The following is a 26215-nucleotide window of genomic DNA, read 5'->3' as shown; positions in this document are numbered from 1 at the left end:
GCACGAATACGTCGCGTGGCTTATCAGCCGCGGAGCATATCATATAGAATGAAGGCCTTTGAAAGCGACGCGATGCTGATCCTACGATGACCTCACAAGACGAACTGCTAGCGGCTATTGCCTGGGCGGCCCAGCAAGGCTGGACGCCCGCCACGGGCGGCAACTTTTCTGCCCGCGCACCGCAAGGTTACCTGGTGACCGCTTCCGGCCGCGATAAAACCCGTATTCAGGCCGGCGATTTACTGCTTTGCGACCTTGAAGGCCACGTGCTTGAAGGCAGCGGAAAACCCAGTGCGGAAAGCGATCTTCACGCGGCGCTCTATCGCTTGGACCCAACGATTGGCTGCGTGTTGCATACTCACACCGTGGCCAGCACCGTACTTTCGCGCCGTTTCCCGGATGGTATTGCGCTAAACGGCTTTGAAATGCAAAAGGCGTTACAGGGTAATAGCACGCATGACGCCACCATCTGCCTGCCGGTCGTGCCCAACTCACAGGACATGAGCGAGCTGGCCGATCACGTACGTGCTGGCTGGCCGATGCCCTGGGGCTTTCTGGTGGCAGGCCACGGTATCTACGCCGTCGGCGAGACCATTGCCGCCTGCCGTCGCCACCTGGAAGCCATTGAGTTTTTACTTGCCTGTGTCCTTGAAGAGAGCCGGTGGTCCAAATGATCAATAACCCAGGTCTTGATAACCTAAACATCCGCGCCGTGGTCACCGATATCGAAGGTACCACCACCGATATCAGCTTTGTGCATAAGGTGCTGTTCCCCTACGCTCATGATCAGTTGCCCGAGTATGTGAACACCCACTCCGCCCAGCCGGACGTTGCTGAGCAGATAGACGCGGTGCGCGGTGAGCTAAAGGAACCGGACGCCTCGCTGGATAAAGTCGTCGAAACCCTGCTTCACTGGATCGAGACTGACCAGAAAGTCACGCCGCTGAAAGCGCTTCAGGGCATGATGTGGGCCGATGGCTACCAGCGCGGTGCCTTTAAAGGGCATCTGTATAGCGATGTCGCCCCACGCCTTCGCCAGTGGGCTGAGGCCGGTAAGCAGCTTTACGTCTACTCGTCAGGCTCCGTGCAGGCGCAAAAGCTGCTGTTTGGCTACAGCACAGAGGGCGATTTGACCCCGCTGTTCAGCGGTTACTTCGATACCCATATCGGCCATAAGCGCGAAGCCAGTGCCTATCAGCATATTGTCAGCAAGCTGCAGCTTCCCGCCGACGAAATCCTGTTTCTATCCGATGTCGTGGAAGAGCTGGATGCCGCCAAGCAGGCGGGCATGCAGACGCTACAACTGGTGCGCGAAGGCACCCAAGCAGGAACACAGCACGCTTGCGTAACAAGCTTCGATGAGATCAATCTGACGAATTAGCCTTTAACAGTTCAAGTATTAGCTAGCGGAGAGCGCCTTAATGTCACAACTCAAAGTATTTGCCGATCAAGATCCGAACAACGCGCTGGTCGATATTACCGACGGTGAGCAGATCAAGACTGAGCTCAACCGTGTGGGGGTGCTGTTCGAGCGCTGGGCAACGCCGGGCGAGATCGCCGACGACGCCACCCAGGACGATATTCTGGCGCTCTATCAGGATGATATCGAGCGCTTGAAAACCCAGGGCGGCTACCAGACGGTTGATGTGCTGCACATGGTGCCCACGCATCCTGAAAAGGACGCCATGCGCCAGAAATTCCTCAACGAGCACCGTCATCACGAAGACGAGGTGCGCTTTTTCGTGAAAGGCCAGGGGCTTTTCTGCCTGCATATCGACGACAAGGTGTATCAGGTGCTGTGCACCCGCAACGACCTGATCAGCGTGCCCGCCAATACGCCCCACTGGTTCGATATGGGCCCCGCGCCTGAATTTACCGCGCTGCGTTTCTTCGACAACGTGGAAGGCTGGGTGCCCCACTGGACAGAGAGCGATATCGCCGGCAAATTTGATCGGATTGATCAGCTTTAAATATCGGCAGTGACTAAAAGGACGCGGGTTCAATTCCCGCGTCCTTTTTTTGCGCTGCCCCTTGCGATTTTTATGCGCGCATATGGCCTGCCACGGCGATTGACTTTCCACCCCCCTTTACCGATGATCTTGCGCCCTTCACAGCGTATGCCTACCAAGGAGAAACGTCTTGCAAGCGAGCGTGCTTGATATCCAAGGGATTCATAAATCCTTTGGGAACAATCAGGTCTTGCGTGGCATTGATATGCGTATCAATGCTGGCGAAGTCGTCGTATTGATGGGCGCCAACGGGGCTGGCAAGTCAACCCTGGTCAAGGTGCTCAGCGGCTATCACGCGGCCGACCACGGCCAGATGCAGCTTGCTGGCAAACCTTATAGTCCGCGCGATGCACGCGAGGCGATCCACCAAGGCGTGGTGACCGTACATCAATCCATTGATGACGGCGTTATCCCCGACCTGGATGTAGCCAACAACCTGATGCTGGATAGACTAACCTCCGGTGCGCACGGCTTATGGGTCAGCGCTAAAAAGCTCCGTCAGCAGGCAAGCGAAGTTGCTGATGCCATGGGCCTGGATATCGACCTGAATGCCCGCGTTGCCGACCTTTCGGTGGCCGACCGGCAGATGATCAGCATCGCCCGCGCCATGGCCCACGCTCCCAGGCTTCTGATTCTGGATGAACCGACCTCATCGCTCTCCGCCACTGAAGCCGAGCGCTTGTTTACGGTGATCGATCGCTTGCGCGCCCAGGGCGTGGCGATTGTGTATATTTCCCACCGCATGTCGGATATCAGACGCTTGGCGGATCGCATCATCTGCTTGCGGGATGGCCAGATCTCCGGGGTATTCGATCAAGCGCCGCTGGATCTCACTGCCGCTGTGCATGCCATGTTGGGCCAGGCGATCAATAATGCGGATATCGAACCGGCAACACCGGGCGCGCCTATCCTGACGCTGCACAATGTCGAACTGGCTAAAGGAGCGGCGCCGGTCAGTTTGAGCGTGGGTGATGGCGAAGTTGTCGCGTTTACCGGCCTGCTGGGCAGCGGAATGTCGGCGCTTGTCGAGACCCTGTTTGGGTTGCGTCCTTTAAGCAGCGGCACCATGCAGGTCGATGGTCAGCCCTATGCGCCCGGAAATGTACGTGAAGCGCTTGCCCGGGGTGTGTTCATGTCGGTAAAAGACAGGGCGACCAACGGCGTGATCGGGGATTTTAATATCGCCGATAATATGACGCTGCCGTTTTTAAAAGCCTTTACCCGCGGGGCTTTTTTGAGCGCCCGTCAGCAGCGCGCCAGTACCGAGCAGATGATTGCCCAGCTGGGGATCGTCTGCCAATCCCACGCGGATTCGATTGGCACGCTTTCCGGGGGCAACCAGCAAAAGGTCATGATCGGGCGCTGGCTTCAGTCGCCCAGCCGCGTGTTACTGCTGGATGAACCCTTTCAAGGCGTGGACATCGGGGCACGGCAGGATATAGGCCGTCATATCCGGGCAACCGCCAAAGGGCGCGCAACGCTGGTGTTTGTCTCTGAACTAGACGAGGCGATTGAAATCGCTGACCGAATTATTGTGTTACATGAAGGAGCCATTGCTGGTGAGCAATCCAACCGAGATATCGACCTCAACGCCCTCGTCGCCCAGGCCTCCGGGAAAGCCTGACACCAGCGCTGCGAAAGCCCGCTGCCTGGAGCTGGCCATTCGCTACGGTTTCTTGCTGTTGCTGGTGGCGCTGGTGGTTTACTTCAGCCTGGCGGCCTCGGGCTTTGCGAACCCGCGTTCGGCGGTATTTGTGCTTCAATCTGTCGCGATTACCGGCATTCTGGCGCTGGGCGTGACCACCACGTTGGTGGTAGGCGGGTTTGATCTATCCATTGGTGCCGTGGCCACCACCTCGTTGATGCTGGCGGCGTACTGCATGGTGGTGCTTGAACAGCCCGCCTACGTGGCCGTGGCAGTATGCCTGTTGATGGGTGCGTTTATCGGGCTTATTAACGGCCTGCTGATCGTCAAGTTCCGCATTCCTGACCTGCTGGCCACACTGGGCATGATGTTTTTGCTGATTGGCCTTCAGCGCATTCCTACCCAGGGAAACTCTATCGCCACCGGCATGTCGCTGGCCGATGGTTCCACTGCGGAAGGCACGTTCTCGGCAGCGTTTCTGTGGCTGGGAAGGCACCGCTTTGACCTTATTCTGGAGCGCTTGATTCCGGTGCCGGTGGTGGTGTTTGTACTGATTGCGGTCGCTATCTGGCTGTTTTTAGGCTTTACCCGTCACGGCAGGCTGATGTATGCGATTGGCTCCAATGAGCGTGCGACCGCTCTGGTGGGGGCGCCTGTGGAGCGCTACAAGATCGCGGCGTATATGATTTCTGGCGTTACCGCCTCGATTGGCGGTATTTTGCTGGCAGCCCGTTTAGGCCGGGGCGATATTGCCAGCGGCAATAACCTGCTGCTGGATAGCGTGGCCGCCGCGCTAATTGGCTTTGCCGTACTGGGTGCTGCGCGCCCCAACGCATTTGGCACCGCCATGGGCGCGCTTTTTGTGGGGATTTTGCTGCAAGGCATGACGATGATGAATGCGCCCTACTACACCCAGGATTTTGTTAAAGGCGCGGTATTGGTGGTGGCACTCATGTTCACCTTTTACCTCTCCTCACGACGTGGCCAATCAGGCCGTCACTAATAACGCTTCAATACTAAAAATGTTAACAACGGGGACACCGCTATGCTTAAACACCGTATGCTCAAACACTTTGCGGTCAGTGTTACCGCCGCCATGGCGCTACTGGGAACGAGCCTGGCAACGGCTGAGGAGCGCCCGGCACCCTTCGATGCGCCGGAAGATGTCACCATCGCGCTTATCCGCTATATCTCCACGGGCGATTTCTTTCAGGCCTATCTGTCGGGTGTAGAGGCGCAAGCCGCTGCGCTGGGCGTGAACCTGCGCGTGCTGGATAGCCGCCAGGATGCGGCCCTTCAGGCAGATATGGTGGACCAGGCCATCGCACTTGGCGTGGACGGCATCATCATTCAGCACGGGCTGCCGGAGTCCATGAAAGACGCCGCACAGCGCGCTGTAGAGGCGGGTATTGATGTCGTCGCGTTCGACGTGGAAGTGGATAACCCCGCTATCCCGCAAGTCGAACAGTCCGATTACCTGCTGGGCGAGCTGGCCCTTGAGCAGGCGCTGGCAGATAACGGCGACCGCTTTACCGCAGGCTATGTCTACGTGCCGGGTATCGCCCCGCTTGATCGGCGTAACGCCGCCTGGGAAGACTTTAAAGACGCCCACCCCGGTGTGACCGAAGCCGCCGTATTCGGAACTCTAGACAACCCGATCGCCAACTCGGTTGCCAATCAGGCCCGCGCGGTAATTCAGGCCAACCCGATGATTAACATCTTCTTCGCGCCCTACAACGAGTTTGCAGCAGGCGTGAAAATAGCGGTGGATGAAATGGGGCTGGGTGAGGATATCGCTATTTATTCAGCCGATATCTCCACCTCCGACATTGCCGCCATGCGTGAACCCGGCTCGCCCTGGGCGGCAACCGTTGCCACCAACCCAACGGTGGTCGGTGAAGTCTCGGTACGTACGCTAGCGCTACTAATGGCCGGTGAAGCGCCGGGCCAGCAGGTTATCGTGCCGCCCACGCTAATTACCCAAGACTTCCTGAACGATAACGCCATCACCAACATGGAGACGCTGAGCGAAAACATGCCGCAGTTCTCCCATGCCGAAGTGGCACTTGCCGACTGGCTGCCCCTGCCTGAGCGTTAATCCTGGCCAGTGGTAAACCAGCCATTCAAAAGCTGTCCAACGATGGAACCGGTAGCGGGTTTTAATCGTTAAACGAGGCGGGTTCAATCAGAACCCGCACCTTCTAAGCGTACATATTCAGCTTGAAACGATCTTACCTGCCAATCCTTCCAGTTGCATTGTCTCCTTGGGCTGGAAATGGATGACCGAACGGATCGATTTGCCCGCGTGCAGCAAGTCGAAGGCGGTGTTGATCTGATCGTGCGTCATATTGTGGGTAATGTAGGGGTCGACGTCGAAGTCGCCGCGTAACCATTCATCTACCATCCCCGGCAGCTGGCTGCGCCCTAGCACACCGCCAAATGCCGAACCGCGCCATACACGCCCAGTCACAAGCTGGAAAGGCCGCGTAGAAATTTCTTCTCCCGCACCCGCCACGCCGATCACCGTACACTCGCCCCATCCTTTGTGACAGCACTCCAAGGCTGCGCGCATCACGTTAACATTGCCAATGCATTCAAAAGAGTAATCTGCGCCACCGTTGGTCATTTCGATGATTACTTCCTGGATGGGCTGCCTGAAGTCGGTGGGATTAACGCACTCCGTTACGCCCATGTCCCGTGCCAGCGGGAACTTGTTGGGGTTGGTATCGATACCGATAATACGCCCAGCGCCAACCATTTTGGCGCCTTGAATTACCGCCATGCCCACCGCGCCCAAACCAAAAACCACGACGGTCGCGCCAGGTGTGACCTTGGCAGTATTACGCACCGCCCCCATCCCGGTCGGCACCGCACAGCCCATGACACTTGCCTTGGCAAGTGGTGCCTCTTTAGCAATTTTTGCGACCGCAATTTCAGGCAGTACCGTGTATTCGCTGAAAGTGCTGGTCCCCATATAGTGATGGATCATCTTCCCTTTGTAAGAGAACCGCGAGGTGCCGTCGGGCATCACACCGCGCCCTTGCGTCTCGCGAATCGTCTGGCAAAGATTGGTTTTACCCGACTTGATATAGGGGCAGTTGGGGTCTTCGGGCGTGTAGAGAGGAATCACATGATCCCCAGGCTTGACCGAGGTGACACCACGGCCTACTTCCTCGACGACCCCTACGCCTTCGTGACCGAGCACGGCAGGGAATAGCCCTTCAGGGTCGCGACCCGAAAGCGTGAACATATCCGTATGGCAGAGGCTGGTGGTAACAATGCGGACCAGCACTTCACCGTCTTTGGGACCTTCCAGGTCGATTTCTTCAATTTCCAATGGGCGGTTCGGCTCCCATGCAATTGCGGCGCGCGTTTTCATTTTCTCTCCTTTCATTTGAGCTAAAATGATACGTTATAACGTTTTGTTAAATTACCCCAGCGAGTACTCCGGTCAAATCAAGACAGAGTTCACGGCAATCAGGCCTCGAAAGAGTAATATCTATGAAAAATGACGAAGCCAATAACATCCCAGGGATCACAGCAGCCGAAAACAGCGATCGTGTACATCTAATCATTTATCCGGGGTTTAAAATCATGGAGGCCATCGGACCGCTCAGCGTATTCACCTACGCCAACAAACGCTTGGCCGAGCGAGGCGATCCGCGACGTTACAAGGTGACGCTGGCCGCTCCACAGCCTGGAGTGATTGCGTCGGAGACGATGGCGCCACTTCAAGCACAGAGCGGGCTGCCTGAAAATGGCCCGCTTTCAACCGTAATGGTGGCAGGCGCTGCCGATATCGAAAAAGCGCTCACCAGCCAACCCGCACTTATCGATTGGTGTCGCCGTCGGGCAGATGATGTTCAGCGCTTCGCCGCGCTATGTACCGGGTCATTTTTTCTCGCTGAAGCAGGCCTTCTTGACCAGCGTTGCGCGGCAACGCACTGGCACTACGCGGCCCTTCTACAGCAGCGTTTTCCCACGTTACAGGTAGATGCCGATGCGATTTTTGTGCAGGACGGTCGTTTCTGGACTTCCGCCGGGGTGACGGCGGCAATTGATCTGACACTGGCATTTGTCGAGCAGGATTTTGGACGCGATCTGGCGCTGGGAGTAGCGCGCGATCTGGTGGTTTATCTCAAGCGCCCGGGTGGCCAGTCGCAATTTAGCGCCGCACTCACCAGCCAGATGACGGGTTCGCCCAGTATGCGCGAGTTACAGAGCTGGCTTATCACTCATCTTGATAAGCCTTTAAAACTGGCGGATATGGCCGCCAAGGCGGGTATGAGCCCCCGCCATTTCAGCCGCACGTTTCTTGACGAGCTTGGCATGACACCATCGGCCTGGCTTGAAAACGCCCGCTGTGAACGCGCCAAGTCGCTGCTGCTCGACACGGAGCTACCCATGAAAAGCATTGCCTGGCGCGCTGGATTTAGCTCCGACGAACAGATGCGCAAGGTATTTTCTCGACGTTACGCGCTGACGCCTACCGCCTATCGGGCGCGCTTTAAAACTGCCCGCACGCCCCTATCGACTCATTGATTCCGATCATCGCATCACCACTGCCCTCCATCCCTACCCATGATAAAGCGCCTGATAGCGTCGGCCTTTGGCGTGCAATATCGGGTAACGTCACAGCGGTCATTAGGCACTCTCTTTAGAGGTTTGAAAAAAATGGTACATCTCAGCCACGCTCTCCGGCGACACGTTCTGCGTGATGAAAACAAATCGGGAAATCCGGTCGTTGACGCTACCTGCGGGCAGCTCTGCAGGCGGGTGAAAGATATGTTGTACGCCGTGTAACGCCAGCGGTGACTCCCTGTCGGTAAGATGCACCACTGCTTTGATGCGCAACATTTTATCGCCCATCAGCGACATCAAAATATCCAGCCAGCTCTCTAACGTGTCGGGGTGAATTGGCTCCTCAACGCGAAAGCAAAAGGCATTGATACTGTCGCCGTGCGATGTGCTGTCGGGCTGGGCTGCGTTCAACAATGAATGCTTACTCAGCGAAAAAGCAGCGCCAGCGTGTTGATCGGCGGGCTGGATCGTATAGCTGCCCGCCTTTAGCCACTGGTCAACCTGGTAGCCAGCATGTTCACTTCGATAAAGCCCTGCGCCTACCAAAAGGCTGGCGGAAAGCTCGCCGTTAATCACCTGCCACTGTTCGGCCGTGGGGTTAATTCTCGCGAGCTGGTTGGCCAGTGTAGATACCACGTTTTGCTCGGCCAGATCGGTCTTGGTGAGTAACAGCTTATCGGCGATGGCCACTTGCTGCTGCGACTCGTTATGGGCCGTAAGCGTTGCTGCGCCATTGACTGCATCAACACAGCACACCACGCTATCAAGCTTAAAACGATGCGCTAGCCAGTGATCGGTCATCAGCAGCTGCAGTATGGAAGTGGGCGCTGCCAGGCCCGTGGTTTCGATCACCACACGCGAAGGCAGAGGTTTGTCTTGTGCCTGAATATCTTCCAACGCTTGCTGAAGCGTACGACTAAGATCGCCGCGCAGCGTACAGCATAGGCAGCCGCTACTCATTTCGATAACGGCTTGCTCATCGCTATGGGTGATGAGTAGGTGGTCCAGCCCAATATCACCAAATTCATTGATGACCACCAAGGTATTACGCATTGACGATTGGTGTACCCAACGATTGAGCAGCGTGGTTTTGCCACTTCCCAAAAAACCGGTAAGCACGTTAATGGGAATGAACGAGGGTGTAGTCATAACGGGTTACTCCCACCGTGCTTTACGGTAATGGTTTTCCTGGCTTTCCTGACGCTCTTTCGCCTCAATACATAGCCGCGCGGTGGGTCGGAACAGCAAGCGGGCAATACCAATAGGCTCGCCAGTCTCTTCACAATAGCCATAGTCGCCGTTATCGATCCGTCTCAAAGCCGCATCGATATTATTCACCAAGCGGCTTTCCCGATCGGCTTGGCGTAGCGACAGGCGCAGCTCCTCTTCAAACGAGGCCTGATCGGCTTCATCGCTGTCACGTTCGTGTGAAGCGATTGCCTCTTTCATTTCCTTTAAATGCGCTTGAATTTCTAAGCGCTCATCCAGCAACCGCTGGCGAAAAAAAGCCAGTTGCTCATCGTTCATATAGTCACAGGCTGGCATGTCCAGCACTTTGGCTTCTCGCGCTTTATCGGTCGGCTCACGCTGCGTTGATACCGTGGTTGTTGGCTGATTCATACGTGTACCCTGCTATAAAAACTACGTTATAACATAACAAGAAACGAGAAATTTAACATTAATAGCGACCTGGCTCACTCGCTAAACGCACAAGGTGTCACTAGTCGTTTTAAACGAGCCGAAAATCGCTATTGTCTGCCTTTCTTATAAAAACATCCCAAGCGTTGGAGGAGTGTCCAACGCTTGGAGTGCAGTTCACCGAGCGCTTGCGACTTTTTATAGCACGTCTTTTATAGAAGGCTGTTTATAGAACATCCTGGCGGTTATACGCTTGGGCCAGCTCTATAAGCGCAGGTATTTCACGCACCGCGTCAGGCTCCATAATCAGGGCTTGGCCCATCAACACATTTCGGGCTTCAAGCCGGGCGCGCAGGGCGGTGTCTTCGATCTCTTCGAAATCCGCGTTATGGGCCAGTGACAGCACCCGGCGGTGCATCTCGATGCCGCAGTAGGCCAGCGCGTCCAGGCGAATTTCCTCCAGCAACGCATCGCAGGCGTCGTCTGCACTGTTACCCTGGTCTTCAAACAGCGCCCTGGGGAATAAAATGCCGGTGCGCTCGGTTTGCCATAAGTGGCGGAACTCGGCGTCAAAGCTTGTGAAACACGCCTCGATTACCTCAAGAATCCACGCCTGGTAAGCAGCCAGTTCGTCACCCTGGCGGTGGGCAGGCTGACTAAAGTACGCCATCAGGAAGTTGGCTACAGCCATCCCCAGGTCAAACGCCATCGGTCCGTACTGGGAGAACTCAGGGTCGATCACGCGCACGTCGGTATCGGTGGCCATGATCGAGCCCGAGTGTAAATCACCGTGGAGCATGGTTTCGGTGTTGGCGGTGAACTTCATCAATAGCCGCTGAACCTTGGCTTTTAAACGCGCATTGCGGCGCAACTCGTCCACCACCGGCGAAAGCTCCGGCGTGTGGTGATTCATCTCGGCGCCGTAATAAGGGTCGGTGAACACCAGCGATTCGGTAATCGCGGGAATCGCCACATTGCCGGAGAAAAGCCCTACATCCTGTTTCTTCTCGGGGCTTGGCAGGGAAAGCTCCGAGCCGCGAAACGCCGTGCGCGCGCAGAACTGGCCGATGGTTTCCCCCAAGCGAGCCACGCGTTCACCTTTAATCAGCTTGCGGCGCAAAATTGTGTGCGGGTAAAGATATTCCATCACAAACAGGGCCTGAGGCTTATCGAAATAAAACACCTCCGGCGCAATGTTTGGGGCACGCTTGGCCTGGCGCACCAGGGCGTAATACTCGAAATGCGCGCGATAAAGCGGCAGCGGCCAGCTTTCGCCCACCATGCGTACGTAGGGCAAAGCCTGCTTTACCACCACGCTACCTGCGGTGCCTGTCACGATAAACACCAGGTTCAAATTGCCGTCACCTACTTCACGAATTTCCCAACTCGCGGGGTCGCCGCCAACACGGCTGGCTACTTCGTGCACATCTCCCAGGCGCGCTGCCAGAGTATCGACCGCCAGCGCTTCATAGCGCGGGCTCTCATCGTGTTGATCGTTATCCACGGCGTGCTCCTCAGGCAATATTTTGCGTATTTGTCCTCACTGACGAGCCGTTGTCAAATTAGCGGCGTGCTTATCCTGGTTAGCTCAGCCAGTGGTTAGCGTTCCCTTTAGGGGGACGTATGATCTGCTTAATTGATCGCGTTGGCACTGGAAAGCAAAACGCCAGTATCCGCCACCCAGCTTCGATTTCGCCCCTGCTGCTTGGCGATATACAGCGCTGAATCCGCGTAGGCCAATAAATCCGCTGACGTAAGGCGATCGCTTGGGCATAGCGTGGCTACCCCAACGCTTACGGTGATGACGCTGTGTGATGAATGGCCGGCATTGGGAATTTGCAACGCCTCGACGCTTTGGCGGATACGCTCTGCGGCCTGTTGGGCACTAGTCGCCGTTGCCTCCGCCATCAGTACGACAAACTCCTCACCGCCAAAACGCGCCACCAAGTCTGTATCCCGGCTATCGGCCTGCATTGCGCCAGCCACCTTTCGCAGGCACTTATCCCCCTGCAAATGACCGTAATAATCGTTATAGGCTTTGAAGTAATCGATATCGACCACCATCAGGCCCAGGCAGGTGCTTTGCTCGGCGGCCTCCTGCCAGCGTGTCGCCAACAGCGCATCAAACTGGCGCCGGTTGGCGATATTGGTTAACGGGTCGGTCATGGAAAGCCGAGACAGCGCCTGGTTATCTTTCAGATAGTAGCCTGCACGAATCTGTTCTCTAAGCACCAGTAGATAGGAGATACGCTCACTACGCTCCAGGCGATAGTTGGTCACCAGGGTAAATAGGGTGGTGGCTAAAATAGTTAATAACGCCAGTTTTTTGGCTTCTAGCGGCATGGGCTCATAGCCCACCACAAACGCAGCCATAATTAAAATGCTGATAGCCGACGCAGCGCAGGCATACAAAAACCTGAGCGGAAGAAAAATATTGCCCGCCACCAGCACAAGCCCAAAAGAGAAAACGTCGAAATATGAATAAAGTGCGTTAGAGGAAACCAGAATCAGGCAGGAAATCAGCATGGTCATTACAATGACGCTAGCCATCAACATTTCACGCAAGTGAGGTAAAACCCCTCGGTAAACCAGCCAGTAAATCGGTAGGCCGAAAAACACGACGGAGCCAACTCGCAGACATAGCACCGTCGTAAAAACGTCTGAACGAAAGCCATAATCGTTGATTAAAAAAAGAAAATAGATGGGGATTGCCAGCAAACCTGCCACGACTAAATGTCGGCTACGGCGCCGCTGGGTATCACTTTCAAAACGCGTTTCTAACTGCTGCATAAAGCGCAGCCGACGGCAGCTGCCGTTCAACTCAATCTCGATGGCCTTTAGTAACGCATCGTTGATCATTAACAGCCCTCAATGCTTTGGAAAATCGATCTTTCTTCAACACTCACACCCCAAAGCAACATAAACATCATGAATAGCCGCCTCTTTTGGCCAGTTCTTCTGGGTCATTCTTCATGATGGCTTTGCTGGATAGTTATTAGATGGTTCTACTAAATGGTTCTTTTAAGCGATCTTTTTAGATAATTCTTTTAGACAGTTTGCCACATTATTCTTCGCCCATGATGAACAATATTTCTGAGCCACTCAGTGAAAAACTATCGGCTTTTTAGGCTGAGCAAAAAGATGCATGCCAGAATATGCCAATGGATCAATTCCTATAAAGAGTCGCCAAATGCTATAAGGGAGGACAAGCATGCAGCGCCAGCAGAACTCAAAAACCCGTGATTGGACATTCACCATTGGCCATGAAGAGCTTGTGGTTCATCGGCGCTATGAAGTGCTCAGTCTGCTCAACGATTTTCTGCTAGGCATCTGGTTTACCGCTGGCAGCATCTGCTTCTTTTTTGAAGGTAGCGTAAGAACGGCAGGCGTGTGTCTTTTCGTGATGGGCAGCCTTCAGCTGTTGATTCGCCCGGCAATTCGCTTGCACCGCTATATCCACTTTAAACAGCTGCCAGATACTGATCAGGACGCTTAACGCTTTTCATCCCAAAAACCTGACGCCTCTAGCGGCGAGCGGGCTACGTAACCGGTCGGGTAACGGGGCATCAGTCACTACCGCATCGTAGTCGGCAAGCGTTCCCGCCGCACAGCGCAGGGTCAGGTCGAACTTGGTTTTATCCAGCACCAGAACGCGATAGGCCGCATTGGCCAAGAGCGCTTCGCGGGCCATGACCTCATCGTCGTTGTAATCGAAAAGATTGCCGTGGGCATCCATGCCGCCTACCGAGACAATGCCCACATCCACCCGGTAGCGTTGAAAAAAACGCCACGCGTCGCCGCCAATTACGTCCTGATCGCGGCGGCGCACCCGGCCGCCTGCCACCACCAGTTCACACTCCAGCGCGGAAAGCTTGATAAGCGCGTGGAGATTATTGGTCATGATATGTAGGCCCTGTTTGTCGTGCAGCGCATCGGCCAGCTGTTCAACGGTGGTGCCGGTACCTAAAAACAGCGACTGATGATGCTGAATCAACGAGGCGGCCTGGCGGGCAATATGGCGTTTTCCGGCTTCGTTGACGATCTGGCGCTGGTCGTAGCCGATATTTTCGCGGTCGGGAAACGGCAGTACCTCACCGTGGCGCCGCAGCACCATGCCCTTTTCGGCAAGAAAGCGAATATCGCCGCGTAGTGTTTGTACGGACACCCCAAACTGATCAGCCAGCGCCTCTAGCGAATGGCGCCCCTCTTGGCGTACCCGCTCAAGCAGCGCCCGGCGACGCTCGTTTAGCCCCTTCATTTTGCTCTCATCTCCCCTCTTTTTTATTAACGAAAGGCTTTCCAATGCTTACGAAAGCTCGCCCCCTTCAAACGAAAGCGTACTGTCACGATGTTGTAAGGTGATGACAGTAGTGTGAGCAGGGTCAACTCATTGGAGATTTCCCTGATGCTCAAGCGCTCACTCAGCACCGCCATTGCTCTTGCCACCACGATGGCAGGCCTGGCTCTCTCGGCAAATGCCGTTGCCGACGACAAGCTCGTGCTCTATACCAGCCAGCCCAACAGCGACGCCCAGCAAACGGTTGATGCGTTCCAGGCAGCCTATCCGGATATCGAGGTAGAGTGGGTACGCGACGGCACCACGCGGTTGATGACCCGCCTGCGCTCCGAGCTTGCCGCTGGGGTCAGTAACCCCGATGTGCTGCTGATCGCCGACAGCATGACCATGGAGTCGTTAAAGCAGGAAGGCCAGCTTCAGGCTTATTTGAGCCCTAACCGTGATGCCTTTGATGCTGAGCTTTTTGACCCCGAAGGCTACTACTACGGCACCAAACTGATCACTACCGGTATCGTGTATAACACTGGCGCTGAGGAGCAGCCGCAAAGCTGGCAGGACCTGCTTAAGCCTGAATATGAAGGCTTAGTAACCATGCCAAGCCCGCTTTACTCGGGGGCTGCCCTGATCCATATGGCGGCGATTAGTGAGAACCCTGACCTGGGTGAGAGCTATTACGATGCCCTGCATGACAACCGCACCGAAGCCCAGGGCGGTAACGGCGGTGTGTTCAACGCAGTGGCAGCCGGCACCAAGCCTTACGGCATCGTGGTGGATTTCCTGCCCATCCGCGAAGCGGCCAAAGGTTCACCGGTCGAGTTTGTCTTCCCTGAAGAGGGTGTGAGTGCAGTCACCGAACCTGTCGCCATTATGGCTGGCGCCAAGAACGTCGATGCGGCGCAGAAGTTTGTCGACTTCGTGCTCTCGGAAGAAGGTCAGCAGTTGGTCAGCGAGCAGGGTTATCTGCCTGCCCACCCGGGTGTTACGCCGCCGGAAGGCTTCCCCGCCCGCGACACCATCGAGCTGATGCCCGTCGATATCGTCCAGGCGCTTGAGCAGGAAGAAGCCCTGAAACAGCGCTTCAGCGACCTGTTCGGCGGCTGATCATGTCACCGAGTCTTACCCAAGGCAGCCAGCACCGCTGGCTGCTTACCCTTTTGACGCTTACCGTGGTCCTGCTGAGCCTGGCGCCTAGCCTACGCCTTTTGGTCGAAGCGTTAAGCGATTTGACCCAAGGGGGCAACGCGCCGCTATGGCGCGTGCTTCAGTCTGCGAGCACCTGGCGAGCGCTGTCGCACAGCCTGTATACCTCGGGGCTGGGCATGCTGATTGCCCTTGCGCTGGGCAGCCTGTTTGCATTCGTGATTACCCTGACCGACATTCGCGGCAAGGCGTGGCTGGTGTTCTGCTTTATGTTGCCGATGATGATTCCGCCCCAAGTCACGGCGCTCAGTTGGCTGCAGCTATTTGGCCCGGCAAGCCCGTTACTCAAAAGCATCGGCATGGCACCGCCGTTGGGCAGCCCACAGCCGCTCTACTCGGCGGAAGGCATCACGCTACTGCTAGGTATTCAAAGTGCCCCGCTGGTGTTTTTAGCGCTGCGCACGTCACTACTTTCCTTACCACGCGAGCTTGTCGAAGCTGCTCGCATCAGCGGTGCCCGGCAGAATCAGGTGTGGCGGCATATCGTACTTCCCGTGACGAGAAGCGGTCTGGTAGCCGGTAGCGCCATGGCGTTTATCTCAAGCCTGGGTAACTTCGGCATCCCGGCCATGCTGGGCATTCCGGCAGGCTATTACGTGCTGCCTACGCTGATCTATCAGCGCATGGCCAGTTTTGGCACCGGTGTACTGGCTGAGATGGCCGCCCTTTCACTATTGATTGGTGTGCTGGCGCTGGCGGGTGTGGCGCTTCAGCAACACTGGATGGGCCGCAGCCGTTTCGGGCTGGTGGGCCATAGCGGACGCGCCCATGATTTCTCGCTCGGCCGCTTTCGTGCGCTGGTCACGGTGCTGCTGGTAAGTGTGTTGCTGGTCATTCTTGTCGCGCCGCTGGTGGCGCTGGTGGTCAGCTCGCTGGTGCCGGCCATGGGCGTACCGCTCAATGCCGATACCGCCACGCTGAACGCCTACCATGAAGTGATTGGCCGCCAGGGCGCCACGTGGCGCGCCATGCGCAATAGCTTTTGGCTTGCCGGTGGCGCAGCCGTGGTGCTCATGCTGTGCAGCCTGCCGCTGGCCTACCGCCTCCAGCGGCTTCCAGCGCGCCTGCAAAACCTGACGTTGAGCATTATCGAGCTGCCTTACGCCCTGCCCGGCGTGGTACTGGCGATTGCCTGCATACTGCTGTTCGTGCGGCCACTGCCCATTATCAACGTGGCGCTTTACGGCACGCTGGGGCTGATCTTCGTGGCTTATCTGGCGCGTTTTCTGGTGGTGTGCTTAAAGCCGGTCAGCGCAAGCCTTGCACAGCTTGATCCTTCCCTTGAAGAAGCCGCCCAGCTCGCCGGTGCCGGCCCTTGGCGTCGCCTTTCCACTATCGTGATGCCGCTGATTGCACCTGCGCTGTTTGCCGGGGGCTTGCTGGTATTTCTGCTGGCCGTCAACGAGCTGACCGTCTCGGCACTGCTATGGAGCGCCGGTAACGAAACCCTGGGCGTGCTGATTTTTAACCTCGATGAAGGTGGCGAAAGCGTTCTGGCGTCAGCGGTGTCCGTGCTGGTCGTGCTGATGGTCGCTTCACTCATGCTCTCGCTTAGCCTTCTGGCCCCGCGTTTACCCAAAGGAGTCGTGCCATGGCAGGGCTAACCCTTAAGCAAGTCACCAAGCAGTTTGGCGAACACAAAGCCGTGGATGGGCTTTCATTAACGGTTGAGCCGGGTGAGTTTGTCGCCCTGCTCGGCCCCAGCGGCTGCGGCAAAACCACCATGCTGCGTATGCTGGCCGGGTTCGAGCAGGTAAGCGGCGGCGAAATCCATCTGGGCGATCAGCTTCTGGCAAGCGAGCAGCACCACGTGCTCCCCGAGCAGCGCAATATGGCCATGGTGTTTCAATCTTACGCGCTGTGGCCGCATATGAGCGTCGCCGATAACGTCGGCTACCCGCTCAAGCTACGCGGTGTGCGCGGGGCGGATTATCAACGCCGCGTTGAGCAAGCGCTTTCTCTAGTGGCGCTTGAGCCCTACGCCCAGCGCACGCCGCAGGATTTAAGCGGCGGCCAGCGCCAGCGCGTGGCACTCGCCCGCTGCCTGGTCACCGACCCATCAGTGGTGCTTCTGGATGAGCCCTTGGCGAACCTGGATAGGCACCTGCGCGCCTCCATGGAACACAGCTTTGCAGATTTCCACCGCCGCACCGAAGCCACCATGGTCTACGTCACCCATGATCAAAGCGAAGCCATGGCGCTGGCCGACCGTATCGCGGTGATGCAGGCGGGCAAGCTGGTGCAGTGGGCCACACCCGAAACGCTCTACCGCGAGCCGCGCACGTCTTGGGTAGCAAGCTTTATCGGCCAGGGCAGTCAGTTGATGATAAGCACCGGCGCACCGGGCAGGCGCCTTGGCGGCAATGAGCTGATGCAGGGGCTGGCGTCTCCCGCTGCCCAGCGTCATCAGGCGGTGCTGGTGCGCCCGGAGCATATTCAGGTGCATCCCGAGGCGCCAAGCGAGCAGGACTTAACCGCTCGCGTTGAGCGCCAAACCTTTCGTGGCGAGCGCTATGAGATTCACCTGCGCATGCAGGGCGGCGAAACGCTGCTCGCCTATCATCCCCACGCCCTGAAATTGGGCCAGCAGGTGGCGCTGACGCTCTTGGAAGGCTGGTGTCTGGAGCCTGACCAATGAGCGCCAGCATCAACATGTTAAGCGGCCTGGGCGATAAAGGCCCCGCGGCCATAGTGGTGGAGGCCAACGGCAAACGGCTTCTGCTAGATGCCGGCGGCGCGCTGCACCCGGGCGAGCCAATTACCTGGGCGCGCAGGCTGGATGTCGATGCGGTGATTATCAGCCATGACCATATTGATCATATTGGCGGGGTCAGCGAGCTGCCCGCTACGCTGCCGCTTTACTGCACGCCTCTGGTAGCTCAAGCGCTCCCCAACGGGCGCGCCTGGCAGCCGCTACCCGAACGCGGCACCTGCCAGATTGCCGGTATTACGGTAACCACCGGTCAGGCGGGCCATTCGTTGGGCGGGGTTTGGATTCACCTGGATGTTGAGGGCGGCATTTTCTACAGCGGCGACGCCTGTTTTGAGTCCCGGCTATTCCCGTTTGATACGCCGCCCCCGGCACGCATTGCGCTGCTTGATGCGTCCTACGGCACCTACGATCAACCCCAGCAGGCATGTGTGGGTGCTATCCGCGAACACTTGAACCGCCCGCTGGTTTTCCCGGTGCCTGAATCAGGCCGAGCGCTTGAGATGGCGCTCTGGCTAGCCGAAGAGGCGGATGCTCGCGGGCTTTCGCTTGCTATTGACCCGATTATTCGCGCCAATCTGCAAACCCTGCTGGCGCTCCCCGCGACGCTACGCCGTTCCCATGTGGATAAAAGAATAGAAGCGATTCTGGTGCGCCCCGATGCTTCCCAGCCAAGCCTCAACCTGATCAGTGATCGTGACGACACCGCTGCCATGTGGCCAGGCTTTCACCTGCTGCACACCGGTTATCTGACGCCTTCGCGCTGCGTTGAACTGGCCGCTGGCGACATTCTCTGGCAGCGCTGGAATGTGCATCTGCGCGCCTCGCATCTGGTTGAGCTTGCTGATCAGCTAAACGCCGAACGAGTGGTGCCGCTGTTTACCCATTTACCCGAACCCGCTCTTGGCGCTTGGCGCACGTTACTCGGTGCGCGCCTCGCCACACAAAAGATGCTTTCTTTGAATACTCACACCTTAAATAGCAGGAGCCTTGCATGACCCACGCCGTGATTGTCGATGTTGACGGTACGTTAGCTGAATTTCACCCCACAAAAGTACACGAATGGGTGTTAGGCCCCGCCAAACAGTGGGACCCCTTCTTTGCGTTTATGGCCGAAGCGCCGGTGATCGAACCGGTCGCCCGGCTGGTGAAATTATTGAAGGCCCAAGGCCAACAAATCATCATTTGCAGCGGCCGCCCGGATACTCACCGCGAGCATACCCACGAATGGCTGACCCGCAACGCCATACCGTTTGACGCCATGTACCTGCGCCCGGATGGCCATGACCACGTGGATGACGAAGCGGTCAAGGAAGCCCTCCTTAGCACCATGCGTGAAGACGGTTTTGAGCCCTGGCTGGTGCTGGATGACCGCGATGCGGTAGTCGCCCAGTGGCGCGCCCTGGGCCTTACCTGCCTGCAATGCGCCCCGGGTGATTTTTAATTAAGCGCCGCCCGAATGATGTATCCCTAAAGCCCGCTACTTGTTGAGCTTCTTGTAACGCTGTTCGGCCCGTTTGATGGTGGCGATTTTTTCGGGCCGCTTCATGGATTTCCAGTGGCGAATTTCTTCAATACTTCGCCCACAGCCGATACACATGCCGCCCTTCAACTGACAGGCGGCGATGCAGGGGCTGTCGATTTTCTTGGCCATCAGTGCCTCACGCTTCGCGCGCGCAGACGGCGCTGCCAGTCACCGCCGTGGGCGCGCTGGCACGCCTGTTCACTATCGAAGTCGATATGCTGTGCGATGCTATCCAGCGCCATGCCTGCCTCGGCCAGGGCGCTGGCCGTGAAATCATGCAGGCGCTGTTTGGCATCGCCCTTTAGCGCTGAGGCTAAATGGGCATCGGTATCAAATACCCAGATAACCACCAGGCTTTCGGGAAAGTGCTGGTAGTCCACGCAGTGGGTTAGCCAGACGAACCCGGGCACCTCAGCCTTGGCCTGCTCGCAGGCCTCGGTCAAAGAAGCAATGATCTGCCGTTCCAGTTTTCCGCGTTCCCGTTTAGCAATCATGTAAATACCTGACTTAACAAACAAATGGACCTTATTAACTGCGTTATAACATCTTAAGATAACAAGGGCGCGTTTGGCCGTCGTTGCCATATCAATAACACCACTGGCAGTAACGAAACAGGAATCAAGAGCGCATTGAGCATCGCCCAGCCCAATGTATTAACCAACGGCCCCGCCAGCAGCGCCGTCAAGGCGACCGTGCCAAACACTAGAAACTCGTTAGCCGCCTGAGTGCGCGCCTTGTCCGCCGGTTGATAGCTCTGCGTTAATAACCCGGTGGCGGGCAGGAAGGTAAAATTCCAGCCAAGCCCCAACAGAATCAACGCAACGTTAAAGCCTGCAAATCCGGCATCGAACTGGGCAGCGATTGCGCTTGCCACCAGCAACAAGCAGCCAGCGCTAATCATGCGTGGAGCACCAAAGCGCGCCGTCAAATGGCCGGTAAAAAACGAGGGCAGGAACATGGCGACCACATGCCATTGAATGGTCGTGGCGACATGGTCAAAACTGTGACCAGCCCCTGCCATCGCCAGCGGTGTTGCGGTCATGGCCAGGTTCATCACGCCGTAGCCGATGGCCGCCGCGCTGACGGCCAGCAGGAAACCAGGCTGGCGCAGGATAGCGGACAAGGGCTTTTTCTCGCCCTCTACTGCCTGCACAAAGGCGACCGGCAACCGCGTACAAAGTAATATGCCCAGTGCCAACACATACAGCACGCCCAGCCCAACGAAGCTACCTAAAAACGGCGTCTCGCTCAGCTCACGGCTAAAGCGGGCAAGCCAGGGGCCTGCAAACGCTGCCAACACTCCGCCGCCCATCACTAAACCAAGCGCTTTATCGCGCAGTGCGGTGGGGGCTGCCTCAAGGGCCGCAAAGCGGTAGAGCTGCCCAAAGCCGATACCGATACCAATCAGCCAAGTCGCCAGCAGGAAGAGGCTAAAGCTTTGCTGACGTAGCGCTGAAATGGCCACGGCCGTACCCATCAAGCCGATAAGATTGCCCAGCACAAACCCGCGCTTACGCCCCAGCCGCCCCATGATCAGCGAGGCGGGAATGGTGGCACACATTAGCCCCAGCCACTGGCTGGCCACCGGCGCAGTGGCCCAGTTGGCGGTTGGTGCCAGCGAGGCGCCAATGAGAGGCGATACGGCAATCAGCAGGATATTGCCGCTGACCAACAGCGCTTGGCACAGCGATAACAGCGTAACGGTTAATGGCATGGCGATGGCTCCAAAAGTGTAGGCACAAGAGTAGACGTAAGGGTAGGCTTAGCCGCCGCGCCGAAGCGCTGGCGATACACAGAAGGAGAAACGCCATAGTAACGTTGAAACTGGCGGCGCAGCTGCTCGACGCCACCCAAGCGCCAGCGCTCGGCTAATCGCTCAAGCGATACCGATTGATGCTCATCCAGCAGCGCCAAACGTGCCTGCTCAAGGCGCAGCTGGGTCAAGTAAGTAACTGGCGTCGTGGTTAAGTGGCGCTTGAATAGGCGGGTAAGATGACGTGGCGACACCGCCATCAAGGCCGCCATACTTTCCAGCGAATGCGCCCCACCAGGGTCAGCATGCAGATGATCCAACAAACGACGCAACGGACCGGCACTTTGCTGGCAGCGTAGAAGTTCGCTGAACTGCGACTGCCCGCCCGGGCGATGCAGAAACATCGCCAGCTCTCGCGCGACCCGCCCGGCAAGGTCAGCGCCATGGTCGGCTTCCACCAGCGAAAGCGCCAGATCGATACCGGCCGTTATCCCGGCGCTGGTGTAGCGATCACCGCTCTGTATATACAGCGCATCAGGCTCAACGCTAAGTGCCGCGTACTCCTCGGCAAGCTGCTCGGCATGGCGCCAATGGGTGGTAACCCGCTTGCCATCTAAAAGCCCGGCGGCAGCCAGCAAGAAAGCCCCTGAGCAGATCGAGCCTAACCGGCGCACGTGAGGCGCCACCTCACGTAAAAGCGCCAACACGTGCAGGTCTTGGCGTTTCTCCATCACGCCGCTGCCGCCTGCGATCAGTAACGTATCCAAAGGCTGCAATTGCGACAGTTCGACATAGGCGTGGCTGGCATGCACCGCCAAGCCGCCGTTGGTCATTACCGGCCCAGGTGCATCCGCGACCAGAGTCAAGCGGTATAAGGGTTTTGGGCTTAGCGCATTGGCGCTGGCAAACACCTGCCAGGGGCCACTGACATCCAGCAATTGGCAGTCGGGGTAAGCTAATAAGGCAATATGGCGCGTCATGTTCTCTCCCGCTCGTTAATAGGGAGAGTTTCCGCCGAGCGTGACGTGTCGGCAAGGACCATTACCCCACCGATACGGACATTGGCTAGCCCGTTTGGCTGATGGGCGCTTCCATGCGACGCACGCTGGACACGAAGTCGCTGAATCGTTCGCCCTGAATCAGCACGTGGTCGCATAGCGCTTGCTCAGCCAATGCAGCATCGCCTTGGGTAATGGCATCTACGATGACCTGGTGTTCGCTTAGCGAATTATGCATGCGCTGGCGAACCTGCAATTGCAGACGACGATAGGGCTTTAAGCGCTGTTTTAACTGACGAGCTTCGCTGGCCAGAAAAGTATTGTGGCTCGCCGCATAGATGCAGTCGTGAAAGGCTTCGTTTTCGTAGTAGTACTCGTCGGTATCACCCGCCAGGGCGGCGGCCTCGCAGCGTCCATGGGCGGCGCGTAATTCAGCAAGCTCCGGCTCGCTGATGCGCCGGGCTGCCAGTCGCCCGCACATGCCTTCAAGCTCGGCCATCACTTCAAACATTTCGATTAGCTGGTCGATACCCACCTTGGCTACAAACGTGCCTTTCTTCGGCGAAACGGTGACCAGGCCGCTGGCGACCAACTGCTGAAAGGCCTCGCGCACCGGCGTGCGTGATACGTTAAACGTCTGCCCCAACTCTTCGGGGTCCAGCCGTTCGCCCGGTAGACGACGGCCATTGATGATGTCGTCTTCAAGAGAATCGCGAAGCTTCTGCGCGTTGGAACGTTTGGTATCGGCCATACTTCACCTCCAAAAAAGGCACGCCATTATACTTATTGTATGCTGCACTTATTTGACATTAGCACAGCCAGGGACTATTGAAATATATATCAGATTTTCTGATACACATAAAAAGCTCTTCCAAACACACAACAACAAACAGTTGGAGATGCCATATGCAACGCTACCTATGTACCACCCTAACCGCTCTGGGCTTGGCCATTGCCGTTTCTCATGCCAGCGCCGATACCGTGCTGCGCGCCTCTCACCAATTCCCCGGCGGGCAAGGTGATGTCCGTGATGAAATGGTCCAAATGATGGCCCGCCATGTAGCTGAGGCGGATGTTGGGCTTACCATCGAAGTCTACCCTGGCCAGTCGTTGTTCAAAGCCCGCGAGCAGTGGGGCGCGCTTACCCGTGGGCGCCTGGACATTACCTCGCTACCGCTGGACTACGCGAGCGGTCGACACCCTGAATTTTCCGCCACTCTGATGCCCGGCTTAGTGCGTAACCAGGAGCACGCCCAGCGCCTGAACGACTCGGAATACATGGAGCTGATTGAAGCTGTGATTCTGGATGGGGGCGCCCGCGTTCTATCCCATGCCTGGCTATCGGGCGGTTTCGCGTCCAGCGAGCAGTGCATTACCTCCCCCGACACCGTATCCGGACAAAACATTCGCGCCGCGGGCCCGGCGTTTGAAGAGATGCTGGAAGCCGCCGGTGCCTCCATCGCCTCCATGCCCTCCTCTGAAATTTACACCGCCATGCAGACCGGCGTACTCGACGCCGCCAACACCTCTTCCATGTCGTTTATCTCGTTTCGACTTTACGAACAGGTTGAGTGCATGACCCAGCCAGGCGACTTCGCGCTGTGGTTCATGTACGAGCCGATCCTGATTTCAGAGCAGGTATGGCAAGGCCTCAATGAAGAGCAGCAGACAGCTCTGATGGAAGCGGGTAAAGCGGCCGAGCAGTTCTTTGCCGAAGAAGCGGCGGCCATTGACCAGGAGATGGTCGATGTTTACGAAGAGAACGGCGTGGAAGTGGTCAGCATGAGCGAGGAGGACTACAACGCCTGGCTCGAGATCGCCCGTGAAACCTCCTACAAGAACTTTGCCAATAACGTTCCCAATGGCCAGGCCATCATCGATGCGGCGTTAGCCGTCGAGTAAGCACTTACCCCAGCAACCTGTGACTACTTGTCTGCACTAGGCGAGTGGTCCGGTTCGATTGTCGCCTGCTTAGCTTGATGAGGGAACTATGGCAACTTCAACCACGCATCCCCCTGCCGCTCGCGGTGGGGTTATCGGCAGCTATATCCGTCTGATGGACAGGCTGTCACGCCTGTTTGCCTATCTAGCATGCGCCCTGTTTGTGGCGGGCGTACTGGTGATTTGCCAGATGGTCTTTATTCGCTACGTGCTGGGCATGAGCACCAGTTGGCAAACCGAGTTCACCGTTTTTTCAGTGACCGGCGCCATGCTGATGGGCAGCCCCTACGTGCTCATGACCGGCGGCCACGTCGCCATCACCATCGTCCCTGATGCGCTGGGCGGTATCGCCCAGAAAGCCATGCGCCTGGTGGCCTCGCTTTTTGGCCTGGCCTTTTGTGCAGCGCTTGCCTACGCCTCCTGGGTGTATGTACTGGAAGCCATGCATGGCAACTGGACCACCGGCTCGGTCTGGAACCCGCCGCTCTGGCCGGCGCTTATGCCCATGGCGTTAGGCGCTTCGCTATTGGTACTGCAATACGTGGCTGAAATTCTGCGCGGGGAGCACTGAGCATGGATCCGATTACCTTAGGCATTATTGTAGCCATCGCGCTGATTGCGCTCATGGCCATTGGTACCCCTATCGCTTTTGCGCTGGGCGGTGTGTCGCTACTGGCGCTACTTTATGATCGCGGGCTTGCCGAGCTCACCTACTTTGGCGAAACGTTTTTTGACCGCATTGCGGAGTTTGGCTTTGTCGCCATTCCGATGTTCATTTTGATGGGTGCGGCTGTCGCCTCATCGCCCACAGGGCGCGACCTTTATCGCTCGCTCGACTTATGGATGGGGCGCTTACCGGGCGGCCTGGCGGTCTCCAATATCGGCGCTTGCTCCATCTTTGCCGCCCTTTCAGGCTCGTCCCCGGCCACCTGTGCAGCGATCGGTAAAATGGGCATTCCTGAGATGCGCGTGCGCGGCTACCCGGATGGCGTGGCGGCAGGATGTATTGCCGCGGGCGGCACGCTGGGCATTCTGATTCCGCCATCGGTCACCATGATTATCTACGGCATTTCTACCGAAACCTCCATCGGTCGGCTGTTTATCGCAGGCGTGGTGCCGGGCTTTATGCTCGCGGGGCTGTTCATGATCTGGACGATGATCGCCTGCAAAATGGCCGGTGGTTATAACAACCCGTTGGCGGAGTCTGCCGAGCGCCTGAAGCAGACGGTTAAACACAACGTCGATAGCAACCTGAAGGCGTTAGTGCGCGTTCTGCCTTTTCTAGGCGTGGTGGCGGGCATTTTATTTGCGCTTTACGGCGGGGTGGCGACACCCTCGGAAGCGGCGGGCGTAGGCGCCTTCTTATGCCTGGCGCTGGCCATTTTAATCTATCGCATGTGGCAGCTGGGTCCGATCAAACTGATCATGCGCGATTCGCTGCGCGAAAGCGTGATGATCATGCTGGTCATCGCCACCGCCGAAGTGTTTGCCTACGCGCTCTCCTCGATGTTTATTACCCAAACCGTGGCCGCCGCCATTGCCGACATGGAGGTCAACCGCTGGGTGTTAATGGGGGTGATTAACCTGTTTTTACTGGTAGCCGGTTTCTTCTTGCCACCGGTGGCAGTCATCGTCATGACCGCGCCGATTCTGCTGCCGATCATCATTGCCGCCGATTTTGACCCTTACTGGTTCGCCGTAATCCTGACCATCAACCTGGAAATCGGTCTGATCACTCCGCCTGTGGGGCTGAACCTGTTCATTATCAAAGGCATCGCACCGGATATCTCGCTGCGCGACATCCTGATGGGCAGCCTGCCCTACGCGCTGTGCATGGTTCTGGGCATCTTGCTGCTATGCCTCTTCCCGGGCATCGCGTTGTGGCTACCCAACTTGATAATGGGTTAAGGAGCTGGAC

The 26215-nt window shown here is 57.2% G+C and carries 27 protein-coding genes; 16 read left to right on the top strand and 11 right to left on the bottom strand.

Features of this window, described 5'->3' with window-relative positions; genetic code table 11:
- Positions 1–86 precede the first annotated feature (86 nt).
- The 6 genes from mtnB (at position 87) to D467_RS0108720 (ending at position 5752) form a co-directional block, all read left to right on the top strand.
- The gene (mtnB, locus tag D467_RS0108745) at positions 87–674 is read left to right on the top strand and encodes a methylthioribulose 1-phosphate dehydratase (RefSeq protein ID WP_018917132.1); all 588 of its coding nucleotides are present in this window, start codon (positions 87–89) and stop codon (positions 672–674) included.
- Complete coding sequence (gene mtnC, locus D467_RS0108740; RefSeq protein WP_018917131.1) at positions 671–1381, top strand: acireductone synthase; 711 nt, start codon at positions 671–673, stop codon at positions 1379–1381. Before mtnB ends, mtnC begins: the two co-directional genes overlap by 4 nt.
- Before the next feature lie 40 nt (positions 1382–1421).
- Positions 1422–1970: a 1,2-dihydroxy-3-keto-5-methylthiopentene dioxygenase gene (locus D467_RS0108735; RefSeq protein ID WP_018917130.1), complete on the top strand. Its 549-nt coding sequence runs from the start codon at positions 1422–1424 to the stop codon at positions 1968–1970.
- 169 nt (positions 1971–2139) lie between these two features.
- The gene (locus D467_RS0108730) at positions 2140–3633 is read left to right on the top strand and encodes a sugar ABC transporter ATP-binding protein (protein ID WP_018917129.1); all 1494 of its coding nucleotides are present in this window, start codon (positions 2140–2142) and stop codon (positions 3631–3633) included.
- Positions 3569–4657, top strand: a complete 1089-nt coding sequence (locus D467_RS0108725) for an ABC transporter permease (RefSeq protein ID WP_018917128.1) — start codon at positions 3569–3571, stop codon at positions 4655–4657. The genes D467_RS0108730 and D467_RS0108725 overlap by 65 nt, the downstream gene beginning before the upstream one ends.
- Positions 4658–4699: 42 nt before the next feature.
- The gene (locus D467_RS0108720; RefSeq protein ID WP_018917127.1) at positions 4700–5752 is read left to right on the top strand and encodes a substrate-binding domain-containing protein; all 1053 of its coding nucleotides are present in this window, start codon (positions 4700–4702) and stop codon (positions 5750–5752) included.
- Positions 5753–5869: 117 nt separating this feature from the next.
- Here D467_RS0108720 and D467_RS19145 read toward each other — a convergent pair whose 3' ends face one another.
- Complete coding sequence (locus D467_RS19145) at positions 5870–7033, bottom strand: S-(hydroxymethyl)glutathione dehydrogenase/class III alcohol dehydrogenase (RefSeq protein ID WP_018917126.1); 1164 nt, start codon at positions 7031–7033, stop codon at positions 5870–5872.
- A gap of 122 nt (positions 7034–7155) precedes the next feature.
- On the opposite strand from D467_RS19145, the gene D467_RS0108710 reads away from it, so the two are divergent.
- Positions 7156–8196 carry a GlxA family transcriptional regulator gene (locus D467_RS0108710; RefSeq protein WP_018917125.1) on the top strand — a complete coding sequence of 347 codons (1041 nt, stop codon included), beginning with the start codon at positions 7156–7158 and terminating at the stop codon, positions 8194–8196.
- Between the two features lie 102 nt (positions 8197–8298).
- On the opposite strand, the gene D467_RS0108705 is transcribed toward D467_RS0108710, so the two are convergent.
- The 4 genes from D467_RS0108705 to D467_RS0108690 form a co-directional block, all read right to left on the bottom strand.
- Positions 8299–9384, bottom strand: coding sequence for a CobW family GTP-binding protein (locus tag D467_RS0108705; protein ID WP_018917124.1), 1086 nt, complete (start codon positions 9382–9384; stop codon positions 8299–8301).
- 6 nt (positions 9385–9390) lie between these two features.
- Entirely contained in the window at positions 9391–9855 is a 465-nt protein-coding gene (gene dksA, locus D467_RS0108700) for an RNA polymerase-binding protein DksA (RefSeq protein WP_018917123.1), read from the bottom strand.
- A gap of 244 nt (positions 9856–10099) precedes the next feature.
- Entirely contained in the window at positions 10100–11377 is a 1278-nt protein-coding gene (gene mtnK, locus D467_RS0108695) for an S-methyl-5-thioribose kinase (protein ID WP_018917122.1), read from the bottom strand.
- Between the two features lie 128 nt (positions 11378–11505).
- On the bottom strand, positions 11506–12732 hold the full coding sequence (locus D467_RS0108690) for a GGDEF domain-containing protein (RefSeq protein WP_018917121.1): 1227 nt from the start codon (positions 12730–12732) through the stop codon (positions 11506–11508).
- Positions 12733–13084: 352 nt separating this feature from the next.
- On the opposite strand from D467_RS0108690, the gene D467_RS0108685 reads away from it, so the two are divergent.
- Positions 13085–13369, top strand: a complete 285-nt coding sequence (locus D467_RS0108685) for a YrhK family protein (protein WP_018917120.1) — start codon at positions 13085–13087, stop codon at positions 13367–13369.
- Positions 13370–13375: 6 nt separating this feature from the next.
- Here the strand turns inward: D467_RS0108685 and D467_RS0108680 are convergent, their stop codons facing one another.
- The gene (locus D467_RS0108680) at positions 13376–14131 is read right to left on the bottom strand and encodes a DeoR/GlpR family DNA-binding transcription regulator (protein ID WP_018917119.1); all 756 of its coding nucleotides are present in this window, start codon (positions 14129–14131) and stop codon (positions 13376–13378) included.
- Positions 14132–14278: 147 nt separating this feature from the next.
- Here D467_RS0108680 and D467_RS0108675 point away from each other — a divergent pair, with 147 nt between their 5' ends.
- Genes D467_RS0108675 through D467_RS0108655 form a run of 5 tightly spaced genes read left to right on the top strand, consistent with a single transcriptional unit; the run spans position 14279 to position 19524 of the window.
- On the top strand, positions 14279–15271 hold the full coding sequence (locus D467_RS0108675) for an ABC transporter substrate-binding protein (RefSeq protein ID WP_018917118.1): 993 nt from the start codon (positions 14279–14281) through the stop codon (positions 15269–15271).
- Positions 15272–15273: 2 nt separating this feature from the next.
- Positions 15274–16974 carry an ABC transporter permease gene (locus D467_RS0108670; protein ID WP_018917117.1) on the top strand — a complete coding sequence of 567 codons (1701 nt, stop codon included), beginning with the start codon at positions 15274–15276 and terminating at the stop codon, positions 16972–16974.
- Positions 16962–18008 (top strand): ABC transporter ATP-binding protein, encoded by a 1047-nt coding sequence (locus D467_RS0108665; protein ID WP_018917116.1) that lies wholly within the window; start codon positions 16962–16964, stop codon positions 18006–18008. The genes D467_RS0108670 and D467_RS0108665 overlap by 13 nt, the downstream gene beginning before the upstream one ends.
- Entirely contained in the window at positions 18005–19078 is a 1074-nt protein-coding gene (locus D467_RS0108660; protein ID WP_018917115.1) for an MBL fold metallo-hydrolase, read from the top strand. Before D467_RS0108665 ends, D467_RS0108660 begins: the two co-directional genes overlap by 4 nt.
- Entirely contained in the window at positions 19075–19524 is a 450-nt protein-coding gene (locus tag D467_RS0108655) for a phosphatase domain-containing protein (protein WP_018917114.1), read from the top strand. Before D467_RS0108660 ends, D467_RS0108655 begins: the two co-directional genes overlap by 4 nt.
- A gap of 36 nt (positions 19525–19560) precedes the next feature.
- Here D467_RS0108655 and D467_RS19685 read toward each other — a convergent pair whose 3' ends face one another.
- From D467_RS19685 to D467_RS0108630, 5 genes are all read right to left on the bottom strand, one after another.
- Entirely contained in the window at positions 19561–19734 is a 174-nt protein-coding gene (locus D467_RS19685) for a DUF1289 domain-containing protein (RefSeq protein ID WP_018917113.1), read from the bottom strand.
- The gene (locus D467_RS0108645) at positions 19734–20099 is read right to left on the bottom strand and encodes a hypothetical protein (protein ID WP_018917112.1); all 366 of its coding nucleotides are present in this window, start codon (positions 20097–20099) and stop codon (positions 19734–19736) included. Before D467_RS0108645 ends, D467_RS19685 begins: the two co-directional genes overlap by 1 nt.
- 53 nt (positions 20100–20152) lie before the next feature.
- Complete coding sequence (locus D467_RS0108640; RefSeq protein WP_018917111.1) at positions 20153–21319, bottom strand: MFS transporter; 1167 nt, start codon at positions 21317–21319, stop codon at positions 20153–20155.
- Positions 21310–22338: a GlxA family transcriptional regulator gene (locus D467_RS0108635; protein WP_018917110.1), complete on the bottom strand. Its 1029-nt coding sequence runs from the start codon at positions 22336–22338 to the stop codon at positions 21310–21312. The genes D467_RS0108640 and D467_RS0108635 overlap by 10 nt, the downstream gene beginning before the upstream one ends.
- A gap of 85 nt (positions 22339–22423) precedes the next feature.
- Complete coding sequence (locus tag D467_RS0108630) at positions 22424–23107, bottom strand: GntR family transcriptional regulator (protein WP_018917109.1); 684 nt, start codon at positions 23105–23107, stop codon at positions 22424–22426.
- Positions 23108–23262: 155 nt separating this feature from the next.
- On the opposite strand from D467_RS0108630, the gene D467_RS0108625 reads away from it, so the two are divergent.
- The 3 genes from D467_RS0108625 (at position 23263) to D467_RS0108615 (ending at position 26205) form a co-directional block, all read left to right on the top strand.
- Positions 23263–24258, top strand: coding sequence for a TRAP transporter substrate-binding protein (locus D467_RS0108625; protein ID WP_018917108.1), 996 nt, complete (start codon positions 23263–23265; stop codon positions 24256–24258).
- Positions 24259–24346: 88 nt separating this feature from the next.
- Positions 24347–24868, top strand: a complete 522-nt coding sequence (locus D467_RS0108620) for a TRAP transporter small permease subunit (protein ID WP_018917107.1) — start codon at positions 24347–24349, stop codon at positions 24866–24868.
- A 2-nt stretch (positions 24869–24870) separates the two neighbouring features.
- Positions 24871–26205, top strand: coding sequence for a TRAP transporter large permease (locus tag D467_RS0108615; RefSeq protein WP_018917106.1), 1335 nt, complete (start codon positions 24871–24873; stop codon positions 26203–26205).
- The last annotated feature ends 10 nt before the right edge of the window (positions 26206–26215 follow it).

It is taken from the genome of Vreelandella zhanjiangensis DSM 21076 (assembly GCF_000377665.1).
GTDB lineage: Bacteria > Pseudomonadota > Gammaproteobacteria > Pseudomonadales > Halomonadaceae > Vreelandella > Vreelandella zhanjiangensis.
Note: the sequence above shows the minus strand (reverse complement) of the source record. Positions and strands in the feature narration are given on the sequence as shown.

What these genes read in the sequence shown, in the direction of transcription:
- D467_RS0108705 (WP_018917124.1), bottom strand. Translation starts at nt 9,384, where the DNA reads ATGACTACACCCTCGTTCATTCCCATTAACGTGCTTACCGGTTTTTTG.
- D467_RS0108660 (WP_018917115.1), top strand. Translation starts at nt 18,005, where the DNA reads ATGAGCGCCAGCATCAACATGTTAAGCGGCCTGGGCGATAAAGGCCCC.
- D467_RS0108680 (WP_018917119.1), bottom strand. Translation starts at nt 14,131, where the DNA reads ATGAAGGGGCTAAACGAGCGTCGCCGGGCGCTGCTTGAGCGGGTACGC.
- D467_RS0108645 (WP_018917112.1), bottom strand. Translation starts at nt 20,099, where the DNA reads ATGATTGCTAAACGGGAACGCGGAAAACTGGAACGGCAGATCATTGCT.
- D467_RS19685 (WP_018917113.1), bottom strand. Translation starts at nt 19,734, where the DNA reads ATGGCCAAGAAAATCGACAGCCCCTGCATCGCCGCCTGTCAGTTGAAG.
- D467_RS0108735 (WP_018917130.1), top strand. Translation starts at nt 1,422, where the DNA reads ATGTCACAACTCAAAGTATTTGCCGATCAAGATCCGAACAACGCGCTG.
- D467_RS0108640 (WP_018917111.1), bottom strand. Translation starts at nt 21,319, where the DNA reads ATGCCATTAACCGTTACGCTGTTATCGCTGTGCCAAGCGCTGTTGGTC.
- D467_RS0108685 (WP_018917120.1), top strand. Translation starts at nt 13,085, where the DNA reads ATGCAGCGCCAGCAGAACTCAAAAACCCGTGATTGGACATTCACCATT.
- D467_RS0108675 (WP_018917118.1), top strand. Translation starts at nt 14,279, where the DNA reads ATGCTCAAGCGCTCACTCAGCACCGCCATTGCTCTTGCCACCACGATG.
- D467_RS0108615 (WP_018917106.1), top strand. Translation starts at nt 24,871, where the DNA reads ATGGATCCGATTACCTTAGGCATTATTGTAGCCATCGCGCTGATTGCG.
- D467_RS0108635 (WP_018917110.1), bottom strand. Translation starts at nt 22,338, where the DNA reads ATGACGCGCCATATTGCCTTATTAGCTTACCCCGACTGCCAATTGCTG.
- D467_RS0108655 (WP_018917114.1), top strand. Translation starts at nt 19,075, where the DNA reads ATGACCCACGCCGTGATTGTCGATGTTGACGGTACGTTAGCTGAATTT.
- D467_RS0108720 (WP_018917127.1), top strand. Translation starts at nt 4,700, where the DNA reads ATGCTTAAACACCGTATGCTCAAACACTTTGCGGTCAGTGTTACCGCC.
- mtnB (WP_018917132.1), top strand. Translation starts at nt 87, where the DNA reads ATGACCTCACAAGACGAACTGCTAGCGGCTATTGCCTGGGCGGCCCAG.
- D467_RS0108690 (WP_018917121.1), bottom strand. Translation starts at nt 12,732, where the DNA reads ATGATCAACGATGCGTTACTAAAGGCCATCGAGATTGAGTTGAACGGC.
- D467_RS0108665 (WP_018917116.1), top strand. Translation starts at nt 16,962, where the DNA reads ATGGCAGGGCTAACCCTTAAGCAAGTCACCAAGCAGTTTGGCGAACAC.
- dksA (WP_018917123.1), bottom strand. Translation starts at nt 9,855, where the DNA reads ATGAATCAGCCAACAACCACGGTATCAACGCAGCGTGAGCCGACCGAT.
- D467_RS0108630 (WP_018917109.1), bottom strand. Translation starts at nt 23,107, where the DNA reads ATGGCCGATACCAAACGTTCCAACGCGCAGAAGCTTCGCGATTCTCTT.
- D467_RS0108625 (WP_018917108.1), top strand. Translation starts at nt 23,263, where the DNA reads ATGCAACGCTACCTATGTACCACCCTAACCGCTCTGGGCTTGGCCATT.
- D467_RS0108670 (WP_018917117.1), top strand. Translation starts at nt 15,274, where the DNA reads ATGTCACCGAGTCTTACCCAAGGCAGCCAGCACCGCTGGCTGCTTACC.
- D467_RS19145 (WP_018917126.1), bottom strand. Translation starts at nt 7,033, where the DNA reads ATGAAAACGCGCGCCGCAATTGCATGGGAGCCGAACCGCCCATTGGAA.
- D467_RS0108710 (WP_018917125.1), top strand. Translation starts at nt 7,156, where the DNA reads ATGAAAAATGACGAAGCCAATAACATCCCAGGGATCACAGCAGCCGAA.
- mtnC (WP_018917131.1), top strand. Translation starts at nt 671, where the DNA reads ATGATCAATAACCCAGGTCTTGATAACCTAAACATCCGCGCCGTGGTC.
- D467_RS0108620 (WP_018917107.1), top strand. Translation starts at nt 24,347, where the DNA reads ATGGCAACTTCAACCACGCATCCCCCTGCCGCTCGCGGTGGGGTTATC.